This is a genomic window from Kitasatospora misakiensis (genome assembly GCF_042656005.1).
Lineage (GTDB): Bacteria > Actinomycetota > Actinomycetes > Streptomycetales > Streptomycetaceae > Kitasatospora > Kitasatospora misakiensis.
This window is the reverse complement of sequence record NZ_JBHSOF010000013.1, coordinates 55,822-73,355: the sequence shown is the minus strand read 5'-3', so window position 1 is coordinate 73,355 and position 17,534 is coordinate 55,822. Positions and strand designations below refer to the sequence as shown.

Annotated in this window: 8 protein-coding genes; 2 read left to right on the top strand and 6 right to left on the bottom strand. The window is 76.1% G+C overall.

Annotated features, from left to right (window positions below; all coding sequences use genetic code 11):
• Positions 1-35: 35 nt before the first annotated feature.
• From ACFP3U_RS13025 to ACFP3U_RS13000, 6 genes are read right to left on the bottom strand one after another with little or no spacing between them, the layout of a single operon-like run.
• Positions 36-995, bottom strand: coding sequence for an aspartyl/asparaginyl beta-hydroxylase domain-containing protein (locus ACFP3U_RS13025; protein WP_380225605.1), 960 nt, complete (start codon positions 993-995; stop codon positions 36-38).
• The gene (locus ACFP3U_RS13020; RefSeq protein ID WP_380225604.1) at positions 992-5,113 is read right to left on the bottom strand and encodes a non-ribosomal peptide synthetase; all 4,122 of its coding nucleotides are present in this window, start codon (positions 5,111-5,113) and stop codon (positions 992-994) included. The genes ACFP3U_RS13025 and ACFP3U_RS13020 overlap by 4 nt, the downstream gene beginning before the upstream one ends.
• Positions 5,103-8,408, bottom strand: a complete 3,306-nt coding sequence (locus ACFP3U_RS13015; RefSeq protein WP_380225603.1) for a condensation domain-containing protein — start codon at positions 8,406-8,408, stop codon at positions 5,103-5,105. Before ACFP3U_RS13015 ends, ACFP3U_RS13020 begins: the two co-directional genes overlap by 11 nt.
• Positions 8,405-13,432: an amino acid adenylation domain-containing protein gene (locus ACFP3U_RS13010; RefSeq protein WP_380225602.1), complete on the bottom strand. Its 5,028-nt coding sequence runs from the start codon at positions 13,430-13,432 to the stop codon at positions 8,405-8,407. The genes ACFP3U_RS13015 and ACFP3U_RS13010 overlap by 4 nt, the downstream gene beginning before the upstream one ends.
• Positions 13,433-13,457: 25 nt before the next feature.
• Positions 13,458-14,831, bottom strand: a complete 1,374-nt coding sequence (locus ACFP3U_RS13005; protein ID WP_380225601.1) for an MFS transporter — start codon at positions 14,829-14,831, stop codon at positions 13,458-13,460.
• Positions 14,828-14,992: a lysine biosynthesis protein LysW gene (locus ACFP3U_RS13000; protein WP_030301771.1), complete on the bottom strand. Its 165-nt coding sequence runs from the start codon at positions 14,990-14,992 to the stop codon at positions 14,828-14,830. Before ACFP3U_RS13000 ends, ACFP3U_RS13005 begins: the two co-directional genes overlap by 4 nt.
• 328 nt (positions 14,993-15,320) lie before the next feature.
• Between ACFP3U_RS13000 and ACFP3U_RS12995 the strand changes: the two genes are divergently transcribed.
• Complete coding sequence (locus tag ACFP3U_RS12995; RefSeq protein WP_380225600.1) at positions 15,321-15,986, top strand: response regulator; 666 nt, start codon at positions 15,321-15,323, stop codon at positions 15,984-15,986.
• A gap of 30 nt (positions 15,987-16,016) precedes the next feature.
• A complete protein-coding gene (locus ACFP3U_RS12990; protein ID WP_380225599.1) occupies positions 16,017-17,390 on the top strand; it encodes an FAD/NAD(P)-binding protein in 1,374 nt (457 codons plus the stop codon).
• Positions 17,391-17,534 lie beyond the last annotated feature (144 nt).

Sequence of the window (17,534 nt, the reverse complement as noted above, 5' to 3'; positions counted from 1 at the left end):
CCGCGGCGCGTCCAGCTGCGGGGAGCGGGCCTCCCTCAGGCGGCGGCCAGCGGGAACCGCTGCTCCGGGACGATCGGCCCGCGCTGGAAGCCCAGTTGGGCCGCGTAGAGGTCCTCGGGCACGCCCCGGACGACCACGGTCGGCGCGCTGCCCGCGTCGACCTCCCAGCTGATGCCCGCGGGCTGGCCGACCACCGAGAACCGGTCGGCGGCCACCCGCTCCAGGGCGAAGGCCGGGTCGCCGTTGAGCCGCACCACCAGGCGGTCCGGCTCAGCCGCCACCTCGGCGACCGCGCCCTCGACCAGTTCGCCGAGGTCCTTGCCCAGGCCGAACAGCGGCATCAGCTGGTTCGGCAGGGTGAACCGGCCGGTGAACGGGGCGAGTTCGGCCTCGGTGACGGGCAGTGCGGGCCGGTGGGCGGAGATCCCGGTGCCCTCGCCGCGCCAGCGCTCGACCAGCTCCTCGGGGAAGAGGCCGAGTACGAAGTCGTTGACCAGCACGTCGATCACCAGGTGGACCCGGGTGACCTCGCTGTCGTTGCGCAGCCAGTGCCGGCGGGCGAAGTCGCCCCACCAGAGCTCGCCGGGCTGCCAGCGCATCCGCTCGCCGCCCACGACCATCACCACGTCGGGGTGGGTGCGGATCGGCACGTGCAGCCGGACGGAGCCGAACTGCGGGTTGCACCCGGCGTCGTTGTGCTCGCCGATGTCGGCGCCCGGCGGCAGGGTGAGCAGCCGGACCATCAGCTTCGGGCACTCCAGGCCGTCCAGCAGTTCGGCCAGGTACGGGGCGTGGTCGAGGGCCGCGGTGGGGCGGAACGGTTCGAGCTGCGGGGCGGCGCCGGTGCCGCCGCCCCGGGCGTAGAGGTCCACGCCGGTCCACTCGCCGTCGTGGTACGGGCCGGGCTGCGGCGCCTGCGGGAGCGCGCGCAGCCGCTCCAAGTCCTCGGCCAGCCGGTCGGGATCGTAGCTGCGGGGCAGTCGGGCTGAGATCACGGATCGTCAACTCCCTGTTCGGTGGCGAGGGCCGTGCGAGGCGCTCGCCGGTGGCTCCCGGGGGTCCCGGGTGGCTGAGAGGTCCCGGGACGCTGAGGGGCCCCGGTCGCGCGGGCCAGCAGGTCCGCGAGCCGGTGGACGTGCGGCGGCCGCATCATGGTGTAGTGGTCGCCGGGGATCCGGTGGATCGCGGGCCCGCCGGTGGCGTACCGCTGCCAGCCGGTGACGGGGCTGTCGGCCTCCTCGGCGGCGGCCACCAGGGTCAGCGGGCCGTCCCAGGGCCGCAGTGCGTAGCCGCGCACGGCCCGGACGTTGGCCATGAAGACGGCCATCAGCCGGGACAACTGGCCGGTGGCGGTGTCGGGCGGGAGGATGTCGGCGGCGGCCCTGGCGAGCAGGGCGTCGGTGCGCCCCTCGGCGTCCAGGCCGCGCAGTTCGGCCGGGTCGATCTCCAGGCGGCGGTCGGCGGCGCGGCCGAGCTCCCAGGCGAACCAGGCGGCGAGGTCGGCCTCGTCGGCCTGCTCCAGGCCGTTGTCGAGGTTGGGCGGACCGCCGTCGAGCATGGTGAGCGAGGCGACCTCGCGACCGGTCGCGCGCAGCCGGTGGGCGAGCGCGAAGGCGACCACGCTGCCGATGCAGAACCCGACCAGGTGGTAGGGCCCCTCGGGCTGGATCGCGACGACGGCGGACAGGTAGTGCTCGACGGCCTCCTCCAGGCTCTCCAGCGGCTGCTGGCCGCTGTCCAGGCCGTAGGACTGGAGGCCGTGGACGGGCTGGTCGGCGGGCAGGGCCCGGGTGAGGTCGAGGTAGCTGAGCGCGTTGCCGACCGCCGGCGGCAGGCAGAACAGCGGGGGCCGGGTGCCGCCGGCGCGCAGCGCGACGGCCGGGGACCATCCGCCGGCCTCGCCCTCGCGCAGCCGGGCGGCCATCCGTTCGACGGTGGCCCCGCCGGAGAACAGCGAGGCGAGCGGCAGTTCGGTGCCGTGTTCGGCGGCGACCCGCGCGAGCAGTCGCACGGCGCGCAGCGAGGTGCCGCCGAGGTCGAAGAAGTCGTCGGTGACGCCGATCGGGCGCCGGCCGAGGACGTCCTCCCAGAGGGCGGTCAGGGCGAGTTCGAGGCCGTCGCGGGCGGCGACCAGGGTGCCCTCGGCGGCGATCCCGCCGGGGTCGGGCAGGGCCGCGCGGTCGGCCTTGCCGTTGGGCGAGAGCGGGATCGCGTCCAGCCACACCACGAGTTCGGGCACCAGGTGCTCGGGCAGGGTGCGGCCGGCCGCGGCCCGCAGCCGGGCGGTGTCGAGCCGTTCGCGGTCGCCGACGACGTAGGCGACCAGCCGCTGGTCGCGGGCGGTCGCGACCGCGGCGCGCACGCCGTCGACGGCGCGCAGGGCGGCCTCGACCTCGCCGAGCTCGATCCGGAAGCCGCGCAGCTTGACCTGGTCGTCGCGGCGGCCGAGGAAGTCGAGCGCGCCGTCGGGGCGCCAGCGGGCGAGGTCGCCGGTGCGGTACATCCGGCCGCCGTGGAAGGGGTCGGTGGCGAAGCGCTCGGCGGTGAGTTCGGGCCGGTCGAGGTAGCCGTCGGCGACCTGGACGCCGCCGATGCAGAGCTCCCCGGCGACGCCGACGGGGACGGGCTCGTCGTGGGCGTCCAGGACGTAGAGCCGGGTGTTGGCGACCGGGCGGCCGATCGGGACGGCCGGGCCGGGCTCGTCGGGGCGGCAGGCCCAGTGGCTGACGTCGACGGCGGCCTCGGTCGGGCCGTAGAGGTTGTGCAGGCCGCAGTGCGGGGCGGCGGCGAGGAAGCGGCGGGCGAGGTCGGCGGGCAGGGCCTCGCCGCTGCAGATCACCCGGCGCAGGCCCGGCAGCCCGGCGGCGCCCCCGGCCGCCGGGGGGACCGCCGGGAGGACCTCCAGGAAGACCTCCAGCATCGAGGGCACGAAGTGCGCGGTGGTGATCCGCTCGGCGCGGATCAGCCGGGCCAGGTAGGCCGGGTCCTTGTGGCCGTCCGGGCGGGCCGGGACGATCCGGGCGCCGGCGGCGAGCGGCCAGAGGAACTCCCAGACCGAGACGTCGAAGCTGTACGGCGTCTTCTGCAGGACGCTGTCCTCGGGGCCCAGCCGGTACTCCTGCTGCATCCACTGGATCCGGTTGAGGATGGCGCGGTGGCTGGTGACCACGCCCTTGGGCCGGCCGGTGGAGCCGGAGGTGTAGATGACGTACGCGGTGTCCTCGGTGCCGGTGCCGGGGTCGGGTCGGTGGGCGGGCCGGGCGTCGATCAGCGGGGCTTCGCGGTCCAGGTCGACGATCCGGCGGGCGCCGGCGGGGACGCTGTCGCGGGCGGCGGTGTGGGTGAGCACGGCCGCCGCGGCGGCGTCCTCGTGCAGCAGGGTCAGCCGTTCGGCCGGGTAGCCGGGGTCGAGCGGCAGGTAGGCGGCGCCGGCCTTGAGCACCGCGAGCAGGGCGACGACGAGTTCGGCGGAGCGGTGCAGGCAGAGGCCGACCCGGTCGCCGCGGCCGATGCCGAGCCCGCGCAGGTGGTGGGCGAGGCGGTTGGCGCGCTCGTCGAGCTCCCGGTACGTCAGCTCGGTGCCCTCGTACGCGACGGCGACGGCGTCGGGGGCGAGGTCGGCCCGGCGGTGGAACAGCTCGTGGACGGCGGCGGCGGGCGGGTAGGCGGTGTCGGTGGCGTTCCACTCGTGCAGGACGCGCCGGCGTTCGGCGGCGGGCAGGAGGCGCAGCGTCCCGATACTGCGGTCCGGGTCCTCGACGGCGGCTTCCAGCAGGGTGCGGAACTGCCCGAGGAAACGTTCCGGCCAGGCCTCGTCGAACAGGTCGGTGCGGTACTCGACGAACAGCTCGACGGTGTCGCCGACCGGTTCGGCGGTGATGTTGAGGTCGTACTTGACCTCGGTGCGCAGGGTGGGCAGCGGCTCCAGCGCGAGCGGCCCGCCGGTGACCGGGCGCGGGGTGTTGTTGACCGCGAACATCACCTGGAACAGCGGGGCGAGGCCGGCCGAGCGGTCGGGGCGGACTGCGTCGACGATCTCCTCGAAGGAGAGCGTCTGGTGCTCGTAGGCGTCCAGGGCCCGTTCGCGGACCTCCTTGAGGAGTTCGGCGAAGCCGCGCTCCGGGTCCACCCGGACGCGCAGCGGCAGGGTGTTGACGAAGCAGCCGATCAGCGGCTCGGTGTCGGGGTCGAGCCGGCCGGCGACCGGGGTGCCGACCACCAGGTCGGTCTGGCCGGTCCAGCGCAGCAGCAGGGCGTCGAAGGCCGCGAGCAGCACCATGAACAGGGTGACGCCGTGGAGTTCGGCGAGTTCCGCGAGGTCCTCGGTGAGGCCGGCGGGCAGCCGGGTGGTGTAGAGGGCGCCGGGGCCGCCGGCGCGGGCCCGCGCGGGGTCGGGGCGCGGGTGCGTGGTGGGCAGTTCGAGCAGCGGCGGGGCGCCGTCCAGGGCGGTGCGCCAGTGCTTGCGCTCCGGTTCGGCGCCGCCGTCGTCGGCCCGGGCGCGTCTGCGGCGGGACCAGTCGGCGTAGGACAGCGGCAGCGGTGGCAGCGAGGCGGGTCGGCCGGCCGCGAAGTCGGCGTACAGGGTGCCGAGTTCGGTGAGCAGCAGGCCGAGCGACCAGCCGTCCACGACGATGTGGTGCGCGGTGAGGGTGAGGATGTGCTCGTCCGGGCCGAGCCGCAGCAGTTCGGCGGTGAACAGCGGCCCGGTGGCCAGGTCGAAGGTGCGCGCGGCGGCGCGTTCGGCGCTCTCGGCCACCAGGCGCCCGGGGTCGGGAGCGGGGTCGGCGGCCGGGCCGGCGGTGGCGTCGTGGACCGGCAGCGGCACGGCGGCGGGCGGGTGGACCCGCTGGACGGGCTCGCCGTCGACCAGGTGGAAGGTGGTGCGCAGCACCGCGTGCCGTTCGACGACGGCGTCCAGGGTGGCCCGCAGCGCGGTGAGGTCGAGCGCGCCGCGCAGCCGGACGGACAGCGGCACCGTGTAGGCGCTGGTGCCCGGGGAGAGCCGGTCGACGAACCAGAGTCTGCGCTGGGCCGGGGACATCGGGTGGTCGGGGGACATCGGGTGGTCGGCGGGCATCGGGTGGTCAGTGGGCATCGGGTGGTCAGTGGGCATCGGCGGTCTCCGCCCCGGTGTCGAGGAGTTCGGCGAGCCCGGCGACGGTCGGGTTCTCGAACACGGCCTTGAGCGGAAGGTCGACGGCGAAGGCCTCGGCGACCCGGGAGACCAGCTGCATCGCCAGCAGCGAGTGGCCGCCGAGGGCGAAGAAGCTGCTGTGCGCGCCGACCCGGTCCCGCTGGAGCAGTTCGGCCATCAGGGCGGCCAGCCGCTGCTCGGTGGGGGTGCGCGGGGCGGTCCACTCCTCCTCGGCCACGGCCTCGGGCTCGGGCAGGGCGGCCCAGTCGGTCTTGCCGTTGGCGGTGACCGGGATCTGCTCGACGAACAGGAAGGCGGCGGGGACGGCCGCGGCGGCCAGCCGCTTGCCGAGGTAGCCGCGCAGCTGCGCCGGGCTGGGCGCGGGGGTGGTGGCGGGTACGGCGTAGGCGGTGAGCAGGATGTCGCCGCCGGGCACGGTCCGGGCGGTGACGGCGGCCTGGCGGACGCCGGGGTGGCGGGCGAGGACGGCGGCGACCTCGTCGGGCTCGATCCGGACGCCGCGGATCTTCACCTGGCGGTCGCGGCGGCCGAGGATCTCCAGTCCGCCGTCGAGGCGGTGGCGGCCGAGGTCGCCGGTGCGGTAGAGCAGGTCCTCGGGGTCGCCGGTGGCCGGGTTGACGATCCACGCGTCGGTGCCCGGGCCGGTGCCGGTGTAGCCGAGGCTGCGGTGGGGCGAGCGGACCACGATCTCGCCGACCTCGCCGACGCCGCAGCCGCCGAGCGCCTCGTCCAGCACGAGCACCTGGGTGCCGGGCAGCGGCCGTCCGACCGGCTGGACGCCCTCGGCCGGCCCGGGCGGCACGGTCCAGGAGCAGACCGCGAGGGTGGTCTCGGTGGGCCCGTACAGGTTGACCACCTCGCTCGCCGGGCAGGCGGCCCGCCAGCGGTCGACCAGGCCGCCGGTGAGCGGCTCGCCGGCGAAGAAGGCCAGCCGCAGGGCGTCCGGTCCGGCGGCGCCGGCCGGCCGTTCGGCGAGCCAGGCGGAGGCGAGCGCGGGCACGGTGTGCACGGCGGTGATCCGCTGCTCGGCGAGCCAGCCGAGCAGCTCACCGGGCATCAGCTCGTCGCCCCGCGCGTCACCCCGCGCGGGGACGCGCTCGGGGACGCAGAGGGTGGCGCCGGAGACCAGCGGCAGCAGCAGGTCGCGGAGCACCACGTCGAAGGAGAGGCCGGTGAGGAACGCGGTGCGGTCCCCGGGGCCCAGCCCGAAGGTGTCGCGCTGCCAGGTGAGGAAGTGGCCGAGGCCGGTCTCGCGGCCCAGGACGCCCTTGGGGACGCCGGTGGTGCCGGAGGTGAAGAACAGGTAGCCGGCCGCGCGCTCGTACCGGCGGCCCTCCTCGGCCTTGGGCGCGGGGGCGGCGGGCCGGCCGGTGGCGGCGGCCACCTCGACCACGGTGACGCCGTCGCGCCGCAGCGGGGACTCCTCCTCCTCGGGGCCGGTCACCAGGGCGACGAGGGCGGCGCCGGACTCGGCGAGCACGCTCTGCTGCCGCAGCCGGGGCAGCCGGGGGTCGACGGCGGCGAGCACGCCGCCGCCGGCCAGCACCGCGACCAGGGCGGCGACCAGGGCGGGGCCGCGGCGGCCGGAGACGGCGACCACCGGCCGCTCGGCGGCGTCCGGGTCGAGGCCGAGCGCGGTGCGGATCTCCTCGGCGCGCTCCCACAGCTCGGCGTACGTCCAGCGCACGTCGCCGCATTCGACGGCGGGCGCGGCCGGGTCGGCCAGCACCCGGGCGTGCAGCAGCGCGCGGACGGTGGGCCCGGGGGCGGTGGCGAGCGGGGCGGCCGGGTCGGGCAGGCCGGCGCCTGGGAGGGCGAGGCTGTGCCGGCCGACCGGGCGCTCGGGGTCGGCGGCGGCCTGCTCCAGCAGGTGGACCAGCTGGCGGAGCAGGTGCGCCACCCGCTCGGGCCGCAGCAGCGCCCGCTGGAAGACGGCCTCCAGGACGAGCTCCGCGCCGTCCTCGCGGGCGTACAGGGTGAGCGGGAGCTTGGCCGGCGGGTCCTCGGGGGCGAGGAACTCCAGCGGCAGCCCGCCGAGGTGCCCGGTCAGCTCGACGGTGCCGGTGTGGTTGAACATCACCTGGTAGATCGGGGTGTGGCTGGTGCTGCGCTCGGGCCGCAGCGCCTCGACCAGGTGCTCGAAGGGCAGGTCCTGGTGCTCGTAGGCGTCCAGCGCGGTGCGGTTGACGCGCTCCAGCAGGGTGCGGAAGCCGGGGCCGTCGGCCGCGCCGTCAGCGGCGGTGAGGTCGGCGCGCAGGGCGAGTGTGTTGAGGAAGCAGCCGACGGCGTCGGCGAGTTCGGGGCGGGAGCGGCCGGCGGTGGGCACCCCGACCACCACGTCGGTGCTGCCGGTGAGTTGGCCGAGCAGCAGTTGGAAGGCCGTCAGCACCACCATGAAGGTGGAGGAGCCGGTGGCGGCGCCCAGCGAGCGCAGCCGGGCCAGGGTGGCGGCCGGGAGGCGGACGGAGCGGACCGCCCCGGTGTGGCGCGCGGCGCCGGGTTCGGGGGCGTCGCGGGGCAGGTCGAGGACGGCCGGCGCGCCGTCCAGGGCGGTCCGCCAGTGCGCGAGGTCGGCGGTGTGGGCGCCGTCGTCCAGCCGGCCGCGCTGCCAGGCCGCGAAGTCGGCGTACTGGACGGGGGCCGCGGCCGGCCGCAGGGGGCGGCCGGCGCTCAGCTCGGTGTAGTGCTCGCCGAGTTCACGCAGGACGACGCCGAGCGACCAGCCGTCGACCACGCTGTGGTGGGCGACCAGCAGGAGGACGTGCGCCTCGGCGCTCTCACGCAGCACGGCGGCGCGCAGCAGCGGGCCGGTGGTGAGGTCGAAGACCCGCCGGGTCTCGGCGCCGATCCAGGCCTCGGCCGGTCCGCCGGCCGCGCCGTCCAGGACGGGCAGCGGGACGGGGGCGGGGGCGGCGACGAGCTGGACGGGTTCGCCGTCCGCCTCGCGGAAGGTGGTGCGCAGGGCGTCGTGCCGGGCGACCACGAGGTCGAGCGCGGCGGACAGCGCGGCGAGGTCGAGGGGGCCGGTGATCCGGACCGCCAGCGGCACGTTGTAGGCGGGGTTGCCGGGGTCGAAGCGGTCCACGAACCAGAGCCGGCGCTGGGCGTACGAGGCGGGGGCCGGGCCGTCCCCGGAGTGGCGGGGGATCCGGTCGGCGGGGCCGTCGGCGGCCTCGTCGGCGGCCTCGTCCTGGAGCAGGTCGAGCAGCCGCTCGCGTTCCTCGGCGGAGAGCTCGGGCAGGTGCTGGGTCATCGGGCAGTGCCTTTCGGGTCCGCGGTGGACTGGCCTCGGGCGGCGTGGGCGGCGAGCATGGCCGTCTCCACCCGGGCGGTGAGCGAGGCGACGGTGGGGTGGTCGAAGACCTCGCGCAGCGGGAGGTCGACACCGAAGGCCCGGTGGATCTCCCAGACGAGCTGCACGGCGGCGATGCTGTTGCCGCCGAGTTCGAAGAAGTTGTCGTGGATACCGAGCGCGGGCAGGTCGAGCAGGGTCCGCCAGAGCTCGGTGAGGGTGCGTTCGCGCCGGTTGCGCGGGGGGACGTGGGCGCGGGTGGCGCCGAGGTCGGCCGCGGCGGGGGCGGGCAGGGCGCGCCGGTCGGTCTTGCCGCTGGGGCTCAGCGGCAGGGCGTCCAGCAGGACCAGGACGTCGGGCACCATGTGGCCGGGCAGCCGTTCGGCGAGGTGCGCGCGCAGCGCTGCGGCGTCGGGGCCAGCCGCAGGGCCGTCGGGGACGGCGTAGCCGACCAGCCGGGGGTGGCCCGGGGTGTCCTCGCGCAGCAGGACGGCGGCGGCCCGCACGGCGGGGTGGTCGGCGAGCACGGCCTCGATCTCGCCGAGCTCGATCCGGAAGCCGCGCAGCTTGACCTGGTCGTCGGCGCGGCCGAGGAAGTCGAGCCGCCCGTCGGGCAGATGGCGCACGAGGTCGCCGGTGCGGTAGATCCGGGCGCCCTTCGGCCCGGCGAAGGGGTCGGGCCGGAAGCGCTCCTCGGTGAGCTCCGGCCGGTCGAGGTAGCCCCGGGCTAGGCCCGCGCCGCCGATCCACAGCTCGCCGGGGACACCGGCCGGCAGCAGCTGCCCGTTGCGGTCCAGGACGTAGGCGCGCATGTTGCCCATCGGGCGTCCGATCGGCGGGGAGCCGGTGTACCGGCCGGGCTCGCACTCCTCGGCGATGACGGTGACGGTGCCCTCGGTGGGGCCGTAGCCGTTGACGAACCGCCGGCCGGGCACCGACCAGTCGTCGACGAGTCCGCCGGAGAAGGCCTCGCCGCCGACGAAGCAGATCCGCAGGCTCGGGAAGCCCCGGCCGTCGAGCAGCTTCATCACCGCGGGGGGCATGTCCATCACGGTGATGCCCTGCTCGGTCATGAAGCGGGTGAGGTCGCGGACCGAGAGCAGGGTCTCCCGGCGGGCCAGGCAGAGCCGGGCGCCGCTGGTCAGGGCGCCGAAGATCTCGAAGACCGAGACGTCGAAGCTGAGCGAGGCGAACTGCAGCATCCGGTCCTGCGGGCCGAGCCCGAACAGCTCGTGCACGTTGGCCATGAAGTTGCCGACCGAGCGGTGCTCGATCAGCACGCCCTTGGGGCGGCCGGTGGAGCCGGAGGTGTAGATGACGTAGGCCGCGCCGTCCGGTCCGGCGGCCGGGTCGGGCCGGTGGTCGGGCTGCCGGGCGAGTTCCGGGTCGGTGTCGAGTTCGACCACCGCGGCCGAGGTCGGCGGGACGCGGTCGCGGACGGCGGACCGGGTGAGCACCACGGGCGCCGCGCTGTCGGCGAGCATGAAGGCGAGCCGGTCGGCCGGGTAGTCCGGGTCGAGCGGGACGTAGGCGCCGCCGGCCTTGAGGACGCCGAGCACGGCGACGACGAGGTCCGGCGAGCGTTCGACGCACACCGCGACCCGGCTGCCGGGGCCGGTGCCGAGGGCGCGCAGCCGGTGGGCCAGGCGGTTGGCGCGGCGGTCGAGTTCGGCGTAGCTCAGGGTGGTCTCGGACTCGAAGGCGAGCGCGACGGCCTCGGGGTCGGCGTCCACCCGGCGTTCGAACAGCTCGTGCACGGTGGCACCGTCCTCGAACGGTCGGGCGGTGTCGTTCCAGGTGTGGACCTGCTCGTGGTACTGGTCCGGGTCGAGCAGCGGCAGCCGGGTGAACGGCCGCTCCGGGTCGGCCAGCGCGGCGTCGAGCAGGGTGGTCAGCGCGGCGAGGGTGCGGCGTACGGTCGGCGCGGTGAACAGGTCGGTCCGGTACTCGGCGGTGAGCCGCAGGCCGTCCCGGCAGGGGGTGGCGGAGAGGCCGAGGTCGGCGCGCGCGGTGCCCGCGTCGAGTTCGACGACGGCGGCGTGCGGGCCGCCGTGCGGGCCGCCGAGGTCGAACTCGGCCCGGTGCGCGTCCTCCAGGGTGAACATGACCTGGTAGACGGGGTTCTGGTCGGCCGTGCGGCCGGCGCCGGCGAGCTCCACGATGCGTTCGAAGGGCGTCTCCTGGTGCGCGAAGGCGCCGAGCACCACCGCCCGGACCCGGTGGAGCAGCTCGCGGTAGCCCGGGTCGCCGCTCAGATCGGTGCGCAGCGGCAGGGTGTTGATGAAGCAGCCGATCGGCCGGTCGGCGCCGGGCACGGTGCGCCCGGCGACGGCGCTGCCGAGCACGATGTCCTCGGCGCCGGTGACCCGGGCGAGGTAGGCCTGGCAGAGCGCCACCAGGGCCGTGAACGGGGTCACGCCCTCGGCGCGACACAGCGCGGTCAGCCGGTCCAGCAGCGCGGGCGGGACGAGGACGGTCTCCCGGGCGCCCCGGTTGGTGAGCCGGGGCGGCCGGGGGTGGTCGGTGGGCAGCCCGAGTTCCTGGGGCGCGCCGGCCAGGACCTGCCGCCAGTAGGCGGCGTGCGCGCCCTCGGAGGCCGCTTCGGCCTCCTGCCGGAGCGCCGGGACGAGGTCGGCCGGCTGGACGGCGGGCGGCGCCGGGGCGGGGGCGCCGGTGGTCTCGGACCGGTAGAGGTCGGCGAGGTCGCGGCCGAGCAGGCCGAGCGACCAGCCGTCGAGGACGAGGTGGTGGACGACCAGGACGAGGACGTGGTGGTCCTCGTCCCGGCGGAGCAGTGCGGCGCGGAGGAGCGGGCCGGTGGCGGGGTCGAGCGGCTCGGCGGCGAACCGCGCCGTCCAGGCCCGCCGGTCCTCCTCGGTCCCGGCCTCGTGCAGCGGCAGGTCGAGGGCGGGCAGGCCCTCGGCGGGCGGGGCGTGGACGAGCTGGACGGGCCGGCCGTCCTCGGTGCCGAAGGTGGTGCGCAGGGCCTCGTGGCGGGCGAGGAGGTGCCGCAGGGCGCGGTGCAGGGCGGGCCGGTCCAGGGCGCCGCGCAGGTCGAGGGCGAGCGGGACGTGGTAGGCGGCGCCGGTGTCGTCGAGCCGGCTCAGCAGCCACATCCGGCGCTGGGCCGGGGAGAGCGGCAGCGGCCGGGAGCGGTCGGCGGGCAGCTCGTCGGGTGCGGGCGGTCCAGCGGATGCGGACGGTCCGGCGGGCGCGGCGGCCAGGGCGGCGGCGAGGCCGCGGACGGTGGGGTCGGCGAACACCGCGGTGAACTTCAGCTCGCGCCCGTGCCGCTCCCGCAGGGCCCTGACGACCCGGGCGGCGGACAGCGAGGTGCCGCCGAGCAGGAAGAAGTCGTCGAGGGCGCCGACCCGGTCGGTGCCGAGCACCTCCTGCCACAGCGCGGCGAGTTCGGCCTCGGCGCCGGGCCGCGGGGCGACGAACTCGCCGGTCAGCGCGGCGCGGGTGTCCTCGGGGGCGGGCAGCGCGGCGCGGTCGACCTTGCCGTTGCGGGTGAGCGGCAGTTCCGGCAGCGGCAGGAACAGGGTGGGGACCTGGTGGCCGGGCAGCCGTTCGGCCAGCCAGCCGCGGAGTTCGGCCCCGGTCGCGGTCGCGCCGGGGCGGAACACCGGGTGGGCGACCAGCCCCGGCCCGCCGGGCAGGTCCTCGCGCAGGGTGACGGCGGCCGCGGCGACCAGCGGGTGGCCGCACAGGACGGACTCGATCTCGCCGAGTTCGATCCGGAAGCCGCGCAGTTTGACCTGGCCGTCCTCGCGGCCGACGAAGCGCAGGCTGCCGTCGGGCCGGCGCACGGCGAGGTCTCCGGTGCGGTAGTACCGGGGGCCGCCGGGCTCCAGGGTGACGAAGCGTTCGGCGGTCAGGTCGGGGCGGTTGAGATAGCCGCGGGCCAGTCCGGCACCGGCGAGGTGGAGTTCGCCCTGCTCGCCGTCGGGGACGGGCCGGCGCCGGTGGTCGAGGAGCACCGCCTCGACGCCGGGGATCGGCCACCCGATGGACGGCTCCCCGGCGGCACCGGCGAGGTCGGCCGGGTCGCCCGTACCCGAGGAGTCGGCGGGGTCGAGGGGCGGGACGGCGCCGGCCGTGGCGACCACCGTGCACTCGGTCGGCCCGTAGTGGTTGACCAGGGTGAACGGCAGGCCGGCGGGCGGGCGCCGGTGCAGCCGGTCGCCGCCGGTCAGCAGGTGGCGCAGCGCGGTGCCGGCGGGCCACGGCTCGTCGAGGACGAGTTCGGCCAGCGGTGTGGGCAGGAAGGCGAGCGTGATGCCCGCCTCGGCCAGCCAGCCGACCAGCTCGGGGGCGGAGCGGTGCCGGTCGGTGGCCAGGTGCAGTTCGGCGCCGGCCGCCAGGGTGGGCCAGATCTCCCAGACCGCGGCGTCGAAGGCGAGGCCGGCCAGCTGGGTGGTGCGGTCCCGCGCGGTGAGACCGTAGGCCCCGGTGTGCCAGGCGACCAGGTTGGACAGGCCCGCGTGCGGGATCTCGACGCCCTTGGGCAGCCCGGTGGAGCCGGAGGTGTAGACGCAGTAGGCGAGGTCGTCCGGGCCGACCTCCACCGGCTGCGGCACCCGCTCGTCCGCACCGTCACGCGGCAGGTCGAGCGAGGGGCAGGGCAGCTCCGGCAGGACGGCCCGCACGGCGGGCTCGGTGAGCACCAGCCGGGCGTCGGCGTCGCGGACCAGGAAGGCCAGCCGCTCGGCCGGGTGGCCCGGGTCGACGGGGACGTAGACCGCGCCGGCCTGGAGGACGGCGAGCATCCCGACCACCAGCTCGGGGGACCGGCTCGCGGCCAGCACCACCCGGTCGCCGCGGCCCACCCCCGCCTCCCGCAGCCGGGCCGCCAGCCCGGCCGCCCGGGCCACCAGGCTCCGGTAGGTCAGGCGCCGCTCGCCCTGCACGACGGCGGTCGCGTCCGGGGCGGCGAGGGCCGCCCGTACCACCAACTCCTGTACCGGCACCGTGTTCACCACTGCCGCCTCCCCGTTCCTCCGGTCGTCAGCCGACCGTCTCGGCGTTCTGCTCGTCCTGCTCGCCGAGCCGGTCAACCCGGTCGGCCTTGCCCGCGCGGTCGGCCTCGTCCGCTGTGCCGTCCTCCACCCCGTCCGCCACCCCGTCCGCCGGGCCGTCCGCCGCCGGCGGGAGTTCGCGCATCGCCCGGATCGGCGAGAACACGATCCACAGCGCCGAGGCGAAGAGCCCCGCGGCGGCCACGAAGAGGGTGGGCCGCAGGCCGATGCCGCCGCCGAGCCAGCCGCCCAGCAGCGCGCCGACCGGCACCACGCCCCAGGAGACGAACCGGTAGCTGGCGTTCATCCGGCCGAGCAGGGCGTTCGGCGTGATGGTCTGACGCAGGCTCACCACCTGGATGTTGGCCACCATGGTGCCGACCCCGCCGACGAAGAACGACAGCACCAGCAGCGCCAGCAGCAGCGGGCGCGGTCCGCCGGCCAGCGGCACCAGCACCGGGGCCGCGCAGCCGACCACCATGGCCAGCGAGACCGTCGGCCCGACGCCCAGCCGCTCGGAGATCCGCTTGGCGAGGAGCGAGCCGACCAGCGAGCCGACCGCGCCGCCGCCGAGCACCAGGCCGACCGTGCCGGCCGACATGCCCCGCTCCCGGGTGGCGTACAGCAGGAAGACCGTCTCCAGCACCAGCCAGAACATGTTGTACGTCGCGGCCTCCAGCACGCAGGCCCGCAGCACCCGGTTGCCGAAGGTGAAGCGCAGTCCCTCGGCGATCTCGCGGCGCACCGGCCTGCGGTCCCGGGCGCGCTCGGGCGGCTCCTCCCGGCGGCGGACCAGGCCGAGGCCGGTCGCGGACACCGCGAAGGCGATCGCGCTGATCAGCACGGCGTCCTGGGGCGAGAGCCAGCCCGCGAGCCAGCCGGCCAGCGCCGGCCCGGCGACCTGCGCGACGGAGGCGCTGACCTGGAGCTTGCTGTTGCCCTCCAGCAGGTCCTCGCGGTCCACCAGGGACGGCAGGTAGGCCTGGTAGGAGACCTCGAACAGCACCGTGAACACGCCGGCCAGCAGCGCGGCGAAGCTGAGCCAGCCGATGGTCAGCAGGTCGGCGGCGTACAGCAGCGGCACGCCGGCCAGCACGATCGCCCGGCAGACCGTGCTGACCAGCATGACCGGCCGCCGCCGTGAGCGGTCGGCCCAGACGCCGGCGAACAGCGTCAGGACGAGGAACGGGAGGTACGACAGGGCGTTGAGGACGCCCATCGCGCGCGCGTCCACCTGCAGGGTGACGGCAGCGGTGAGGGGGATCGCCAGCAGCGTGATCTGGCTGCCGAACTGGGCCACCGTGTCCCCGGCCCAGAACACCGTGAAATCGCGATGGCCCCACAGGGAACGGCGCTCGGTCACTCGCCCCAGTCCTCCTCGACCTCCGGCGCGAGGCCGAGCAGGACCGGGTCGACGGCGAGGACTTCGAGTTCGCTGGCGCAGCCGGCGCAGTCGAGGACCTCACCGAGCCTGGGATCGGCGGGCAGTGCGAGCCCTTCGTCGCACTCGGGGCAGACGACCATGGGGGCCTCCTGGGGATCGGGCGGATGGACGGGGACCGGCGGCCAGGGGGCACCGGCCGCGCCGAACGTACCGACGCCGCGGGCCGTGCGCGTCCGCACCGCATTGAGTTCCGCGGGCCGCCGCCTCAACGCTGTGCTTAGCCGCGTTGAGTCCATCGGTGGGTGCGTCCCGCCTGATCTGAGATCAATTCCGTGGTGCGGAAAGGAGTTGACGCCCGTTTCGCCTGCGATCTTGATGGACATGAGTCAACTCGCTGACTAGTTTGACGTGTGCATCCGCCACCCCCGGCCCACAAGGCACCACCTCCTGCGAGACGAGGACGGCACCATGCCCCTCCGAGTTTTGGTCTGCAACGATCTACCCATCGTGCGAGACGGCCTGCGCAGCCTCATCGAAGCCGAGCCCGACATGCTGGTCGTCGGCACCACCGACAGCGGGATCGAGGCGATCGTGCTCGCCCGGACCCGGCGCCCCGACGTGGTCCTCTGCGGACTGGAACTCCACGGGATCAGCGGGGTCGAGCTGATCCGGCGGCTCATGCGCGAACCGGGCGACGCGATACCCCGCATCGTCGCCCTCACCATGGTCGACGACGACGAGACCGTCGCCGCCCTGCTCCACCTCGGCGTCAACGGCGTCCTGGTGCGCGACGCGACCGGACAGGAGCTGGCCGCCAGCATCAGGTCCGCCGCCAAGGGACAGACCACGCTCGCCCCCGAGCTGACCACCCGTCTGGTCGACTGGTTCCGGCGCAGCAACCGCCGCGTCCCCGAGGAGCTCGCCGCCCCCCACGAGGAGCTCACCGCCCGGGAACGGCAGGTCCTGCTGCTCCTCGCCCGCGGACTCTCCACCGAGGAGGTCGCCGAGCAGCTCTCCATCGGGGTCACCACCGTCCGCACCCATCTGTACCGCCTCAGATGCAAGCTGGACGTACGCGACCGCGCCCAGCTCGTCTCCTTCGCCTACCGCGCCGGACTCGTGAAGTCCGCCTGACCCGACCCCCGGAGAGGCCGGACCCTACCCATGACCGAGAATCCTCGCCGTATCGCCGTGGTGGGCGCGGGCGCGTCCGGCGCGCTCACCACGGCACAGTTACTGCGCCGCGCCGCCCGGGCCGGCATCGCCCTGGACGTCCGGCTGATCGACCGTGCCCCGGCGCCCGGCCGGGGCACCGCCTACGCCACCACGGCCGACCAGCACCTGCTCAACGTCCCCGCCGGCCGGATGAGCGCCTTCGCCGAGGAGCCGGACGACTTCGTCGACTGGCTGGCCCGGCACGCGCCCGGCGCCCACTCCGCCGCGGACCATGTCCCGCGCCGGCTCTACGGGGCCTACCTCGGCGACGTGCTGGCGACCGCCGCGGCCCGCTCCGGCCCCGGGCGACTGCACCGGGTGAACGACCGGGTCGTCGCCGCCCGGCGGTCCGGCCCGGGCCTGTCGCTGCGGCTCGGCACCGGCCGCCGGCTGGACGCCGACGCCGTGGTGCTCGCCCTCGGCACCTTCCCGCCGGACTCCGCCTGGGCGCCCGCCCGGCTCCGCCGCTCGCCGCGGTTCGTCGCGGACCCATGGGCCCCCGGGGCGCTCGACGGGCTCCCCGAGCAGCACGACGTCCTGCTCGTCGGCACCGGCCTCACCATGATCGACGTCGCCCTCGCCCTGGCCCGCCCCGGCCGGCGCGTCCACGCCGTCTCCCGGCACGGCCTGGTACCCCTCCCGCACGCCGCGACGGCGCTGCCCGCGGCCCGGCCACCGGACGTCGACCCGGCGGCCGGCCTGCCCCGGGTGCGCCGCGCCCTGCTCGCCCACGTCTCGGCCTGCCGCCGCACCCACGGTGACTGGCGGGTCGGCATCGACAGCCTGCGCCCCGTCACCGCCGCGCTCTGGCAGGGCCTCTCCCCCACCGACCGCGCCCGGTTCCAGACCGACGACCGGCGCCTGTGGGACGTCCACCGGCACCGGGCCGCGCCCGCGACGGCCCGGGCCTTCGCCGCCGCCGCGGCCGACGGCCGGATCAGCGTCGGACCGGGCGACATCGCCGACGCGACCCCCGTCCAGGACGGCGTCCGGGTCCGGCTGCACGACGGCCGCTCCCTGACGGTCGGCGCCGTGGTCAACTGCACCGGCCCGTCGGCCGATCTCCGCCGGGTGCCCGACCCGCTGGTGGCCGTCCTGCTCGGCGCCGGGCTGGCCGAAGCCGACGACCTCGGCCAGGGCTTCCGCACCGACGCCCGCGGCCGGGTACGGCCCGCCGCCGGCGCCCCGGCCGCCCCGCTGTGGACGCTCGGCGCGCTGCGCCGGGGCAGCCTGCTGGAGAGCACCGCGATCCCCGAGATCCGCGGCCAGGCCCGGGAGGTGGCCGAGGACATCGTCGCCACCGCCGACCTCATGTCTGCTTGACCGCTTGACCGCTTGACCGCTTGACCGCTGACGAAGGGTCTGGCCGAAGTCCGCCCCCGTACCGTCCATCCCGGGACGGTACGGGGGCGGACCGCTTACATTGGACGGAGGGCCGGGGAAGGGGGGCGGGCACCGGGTTCGTTC

What these genes read in the sequence shown, in the direction of transcription:
- ACFP3U_RS13020 (WP_380225604.1), bottom strand. Translation starts at nt 5,113, where the DNA reads ATGCCCACTGACCACCCGATGCCCACTGACCACCCGATGCCCGCCGAC.
- ACFP3U_RS13015 (WP_380225603.1), bottom strand. Translation starts at nt 8,408, where the DNA reads ATGACCCAGCACCTGCCCGAGCTCTCCGCCGAGGAACGCGAGCGGCTG.
- ACFP3U_RS13000 (WP_030301771.1), bottom strand. Translation starts at nt 14,992, where the DNA reads ATGGTCGTCTGCCCCGAGTGCGACGAAGGGCTCGCACTGCCCGCCGAT.
- ACFP3U_RS12995 (WP_380225600.1), top strand. Translation starts at nt 15,321, where the DNA reads ATGCCCCTCCGAGTTTTGGTCTGCAACGATCTACCCATCGTGCGAGAC.
- ACFP3U_RS12990 (WP_380225599.1), top strand. Translation starts at nt 16,017, where the DNA reads ATGACCGAGAATCCTCGCCGTATCGCCGTGGTGGGCGCGGGCGCGTCC.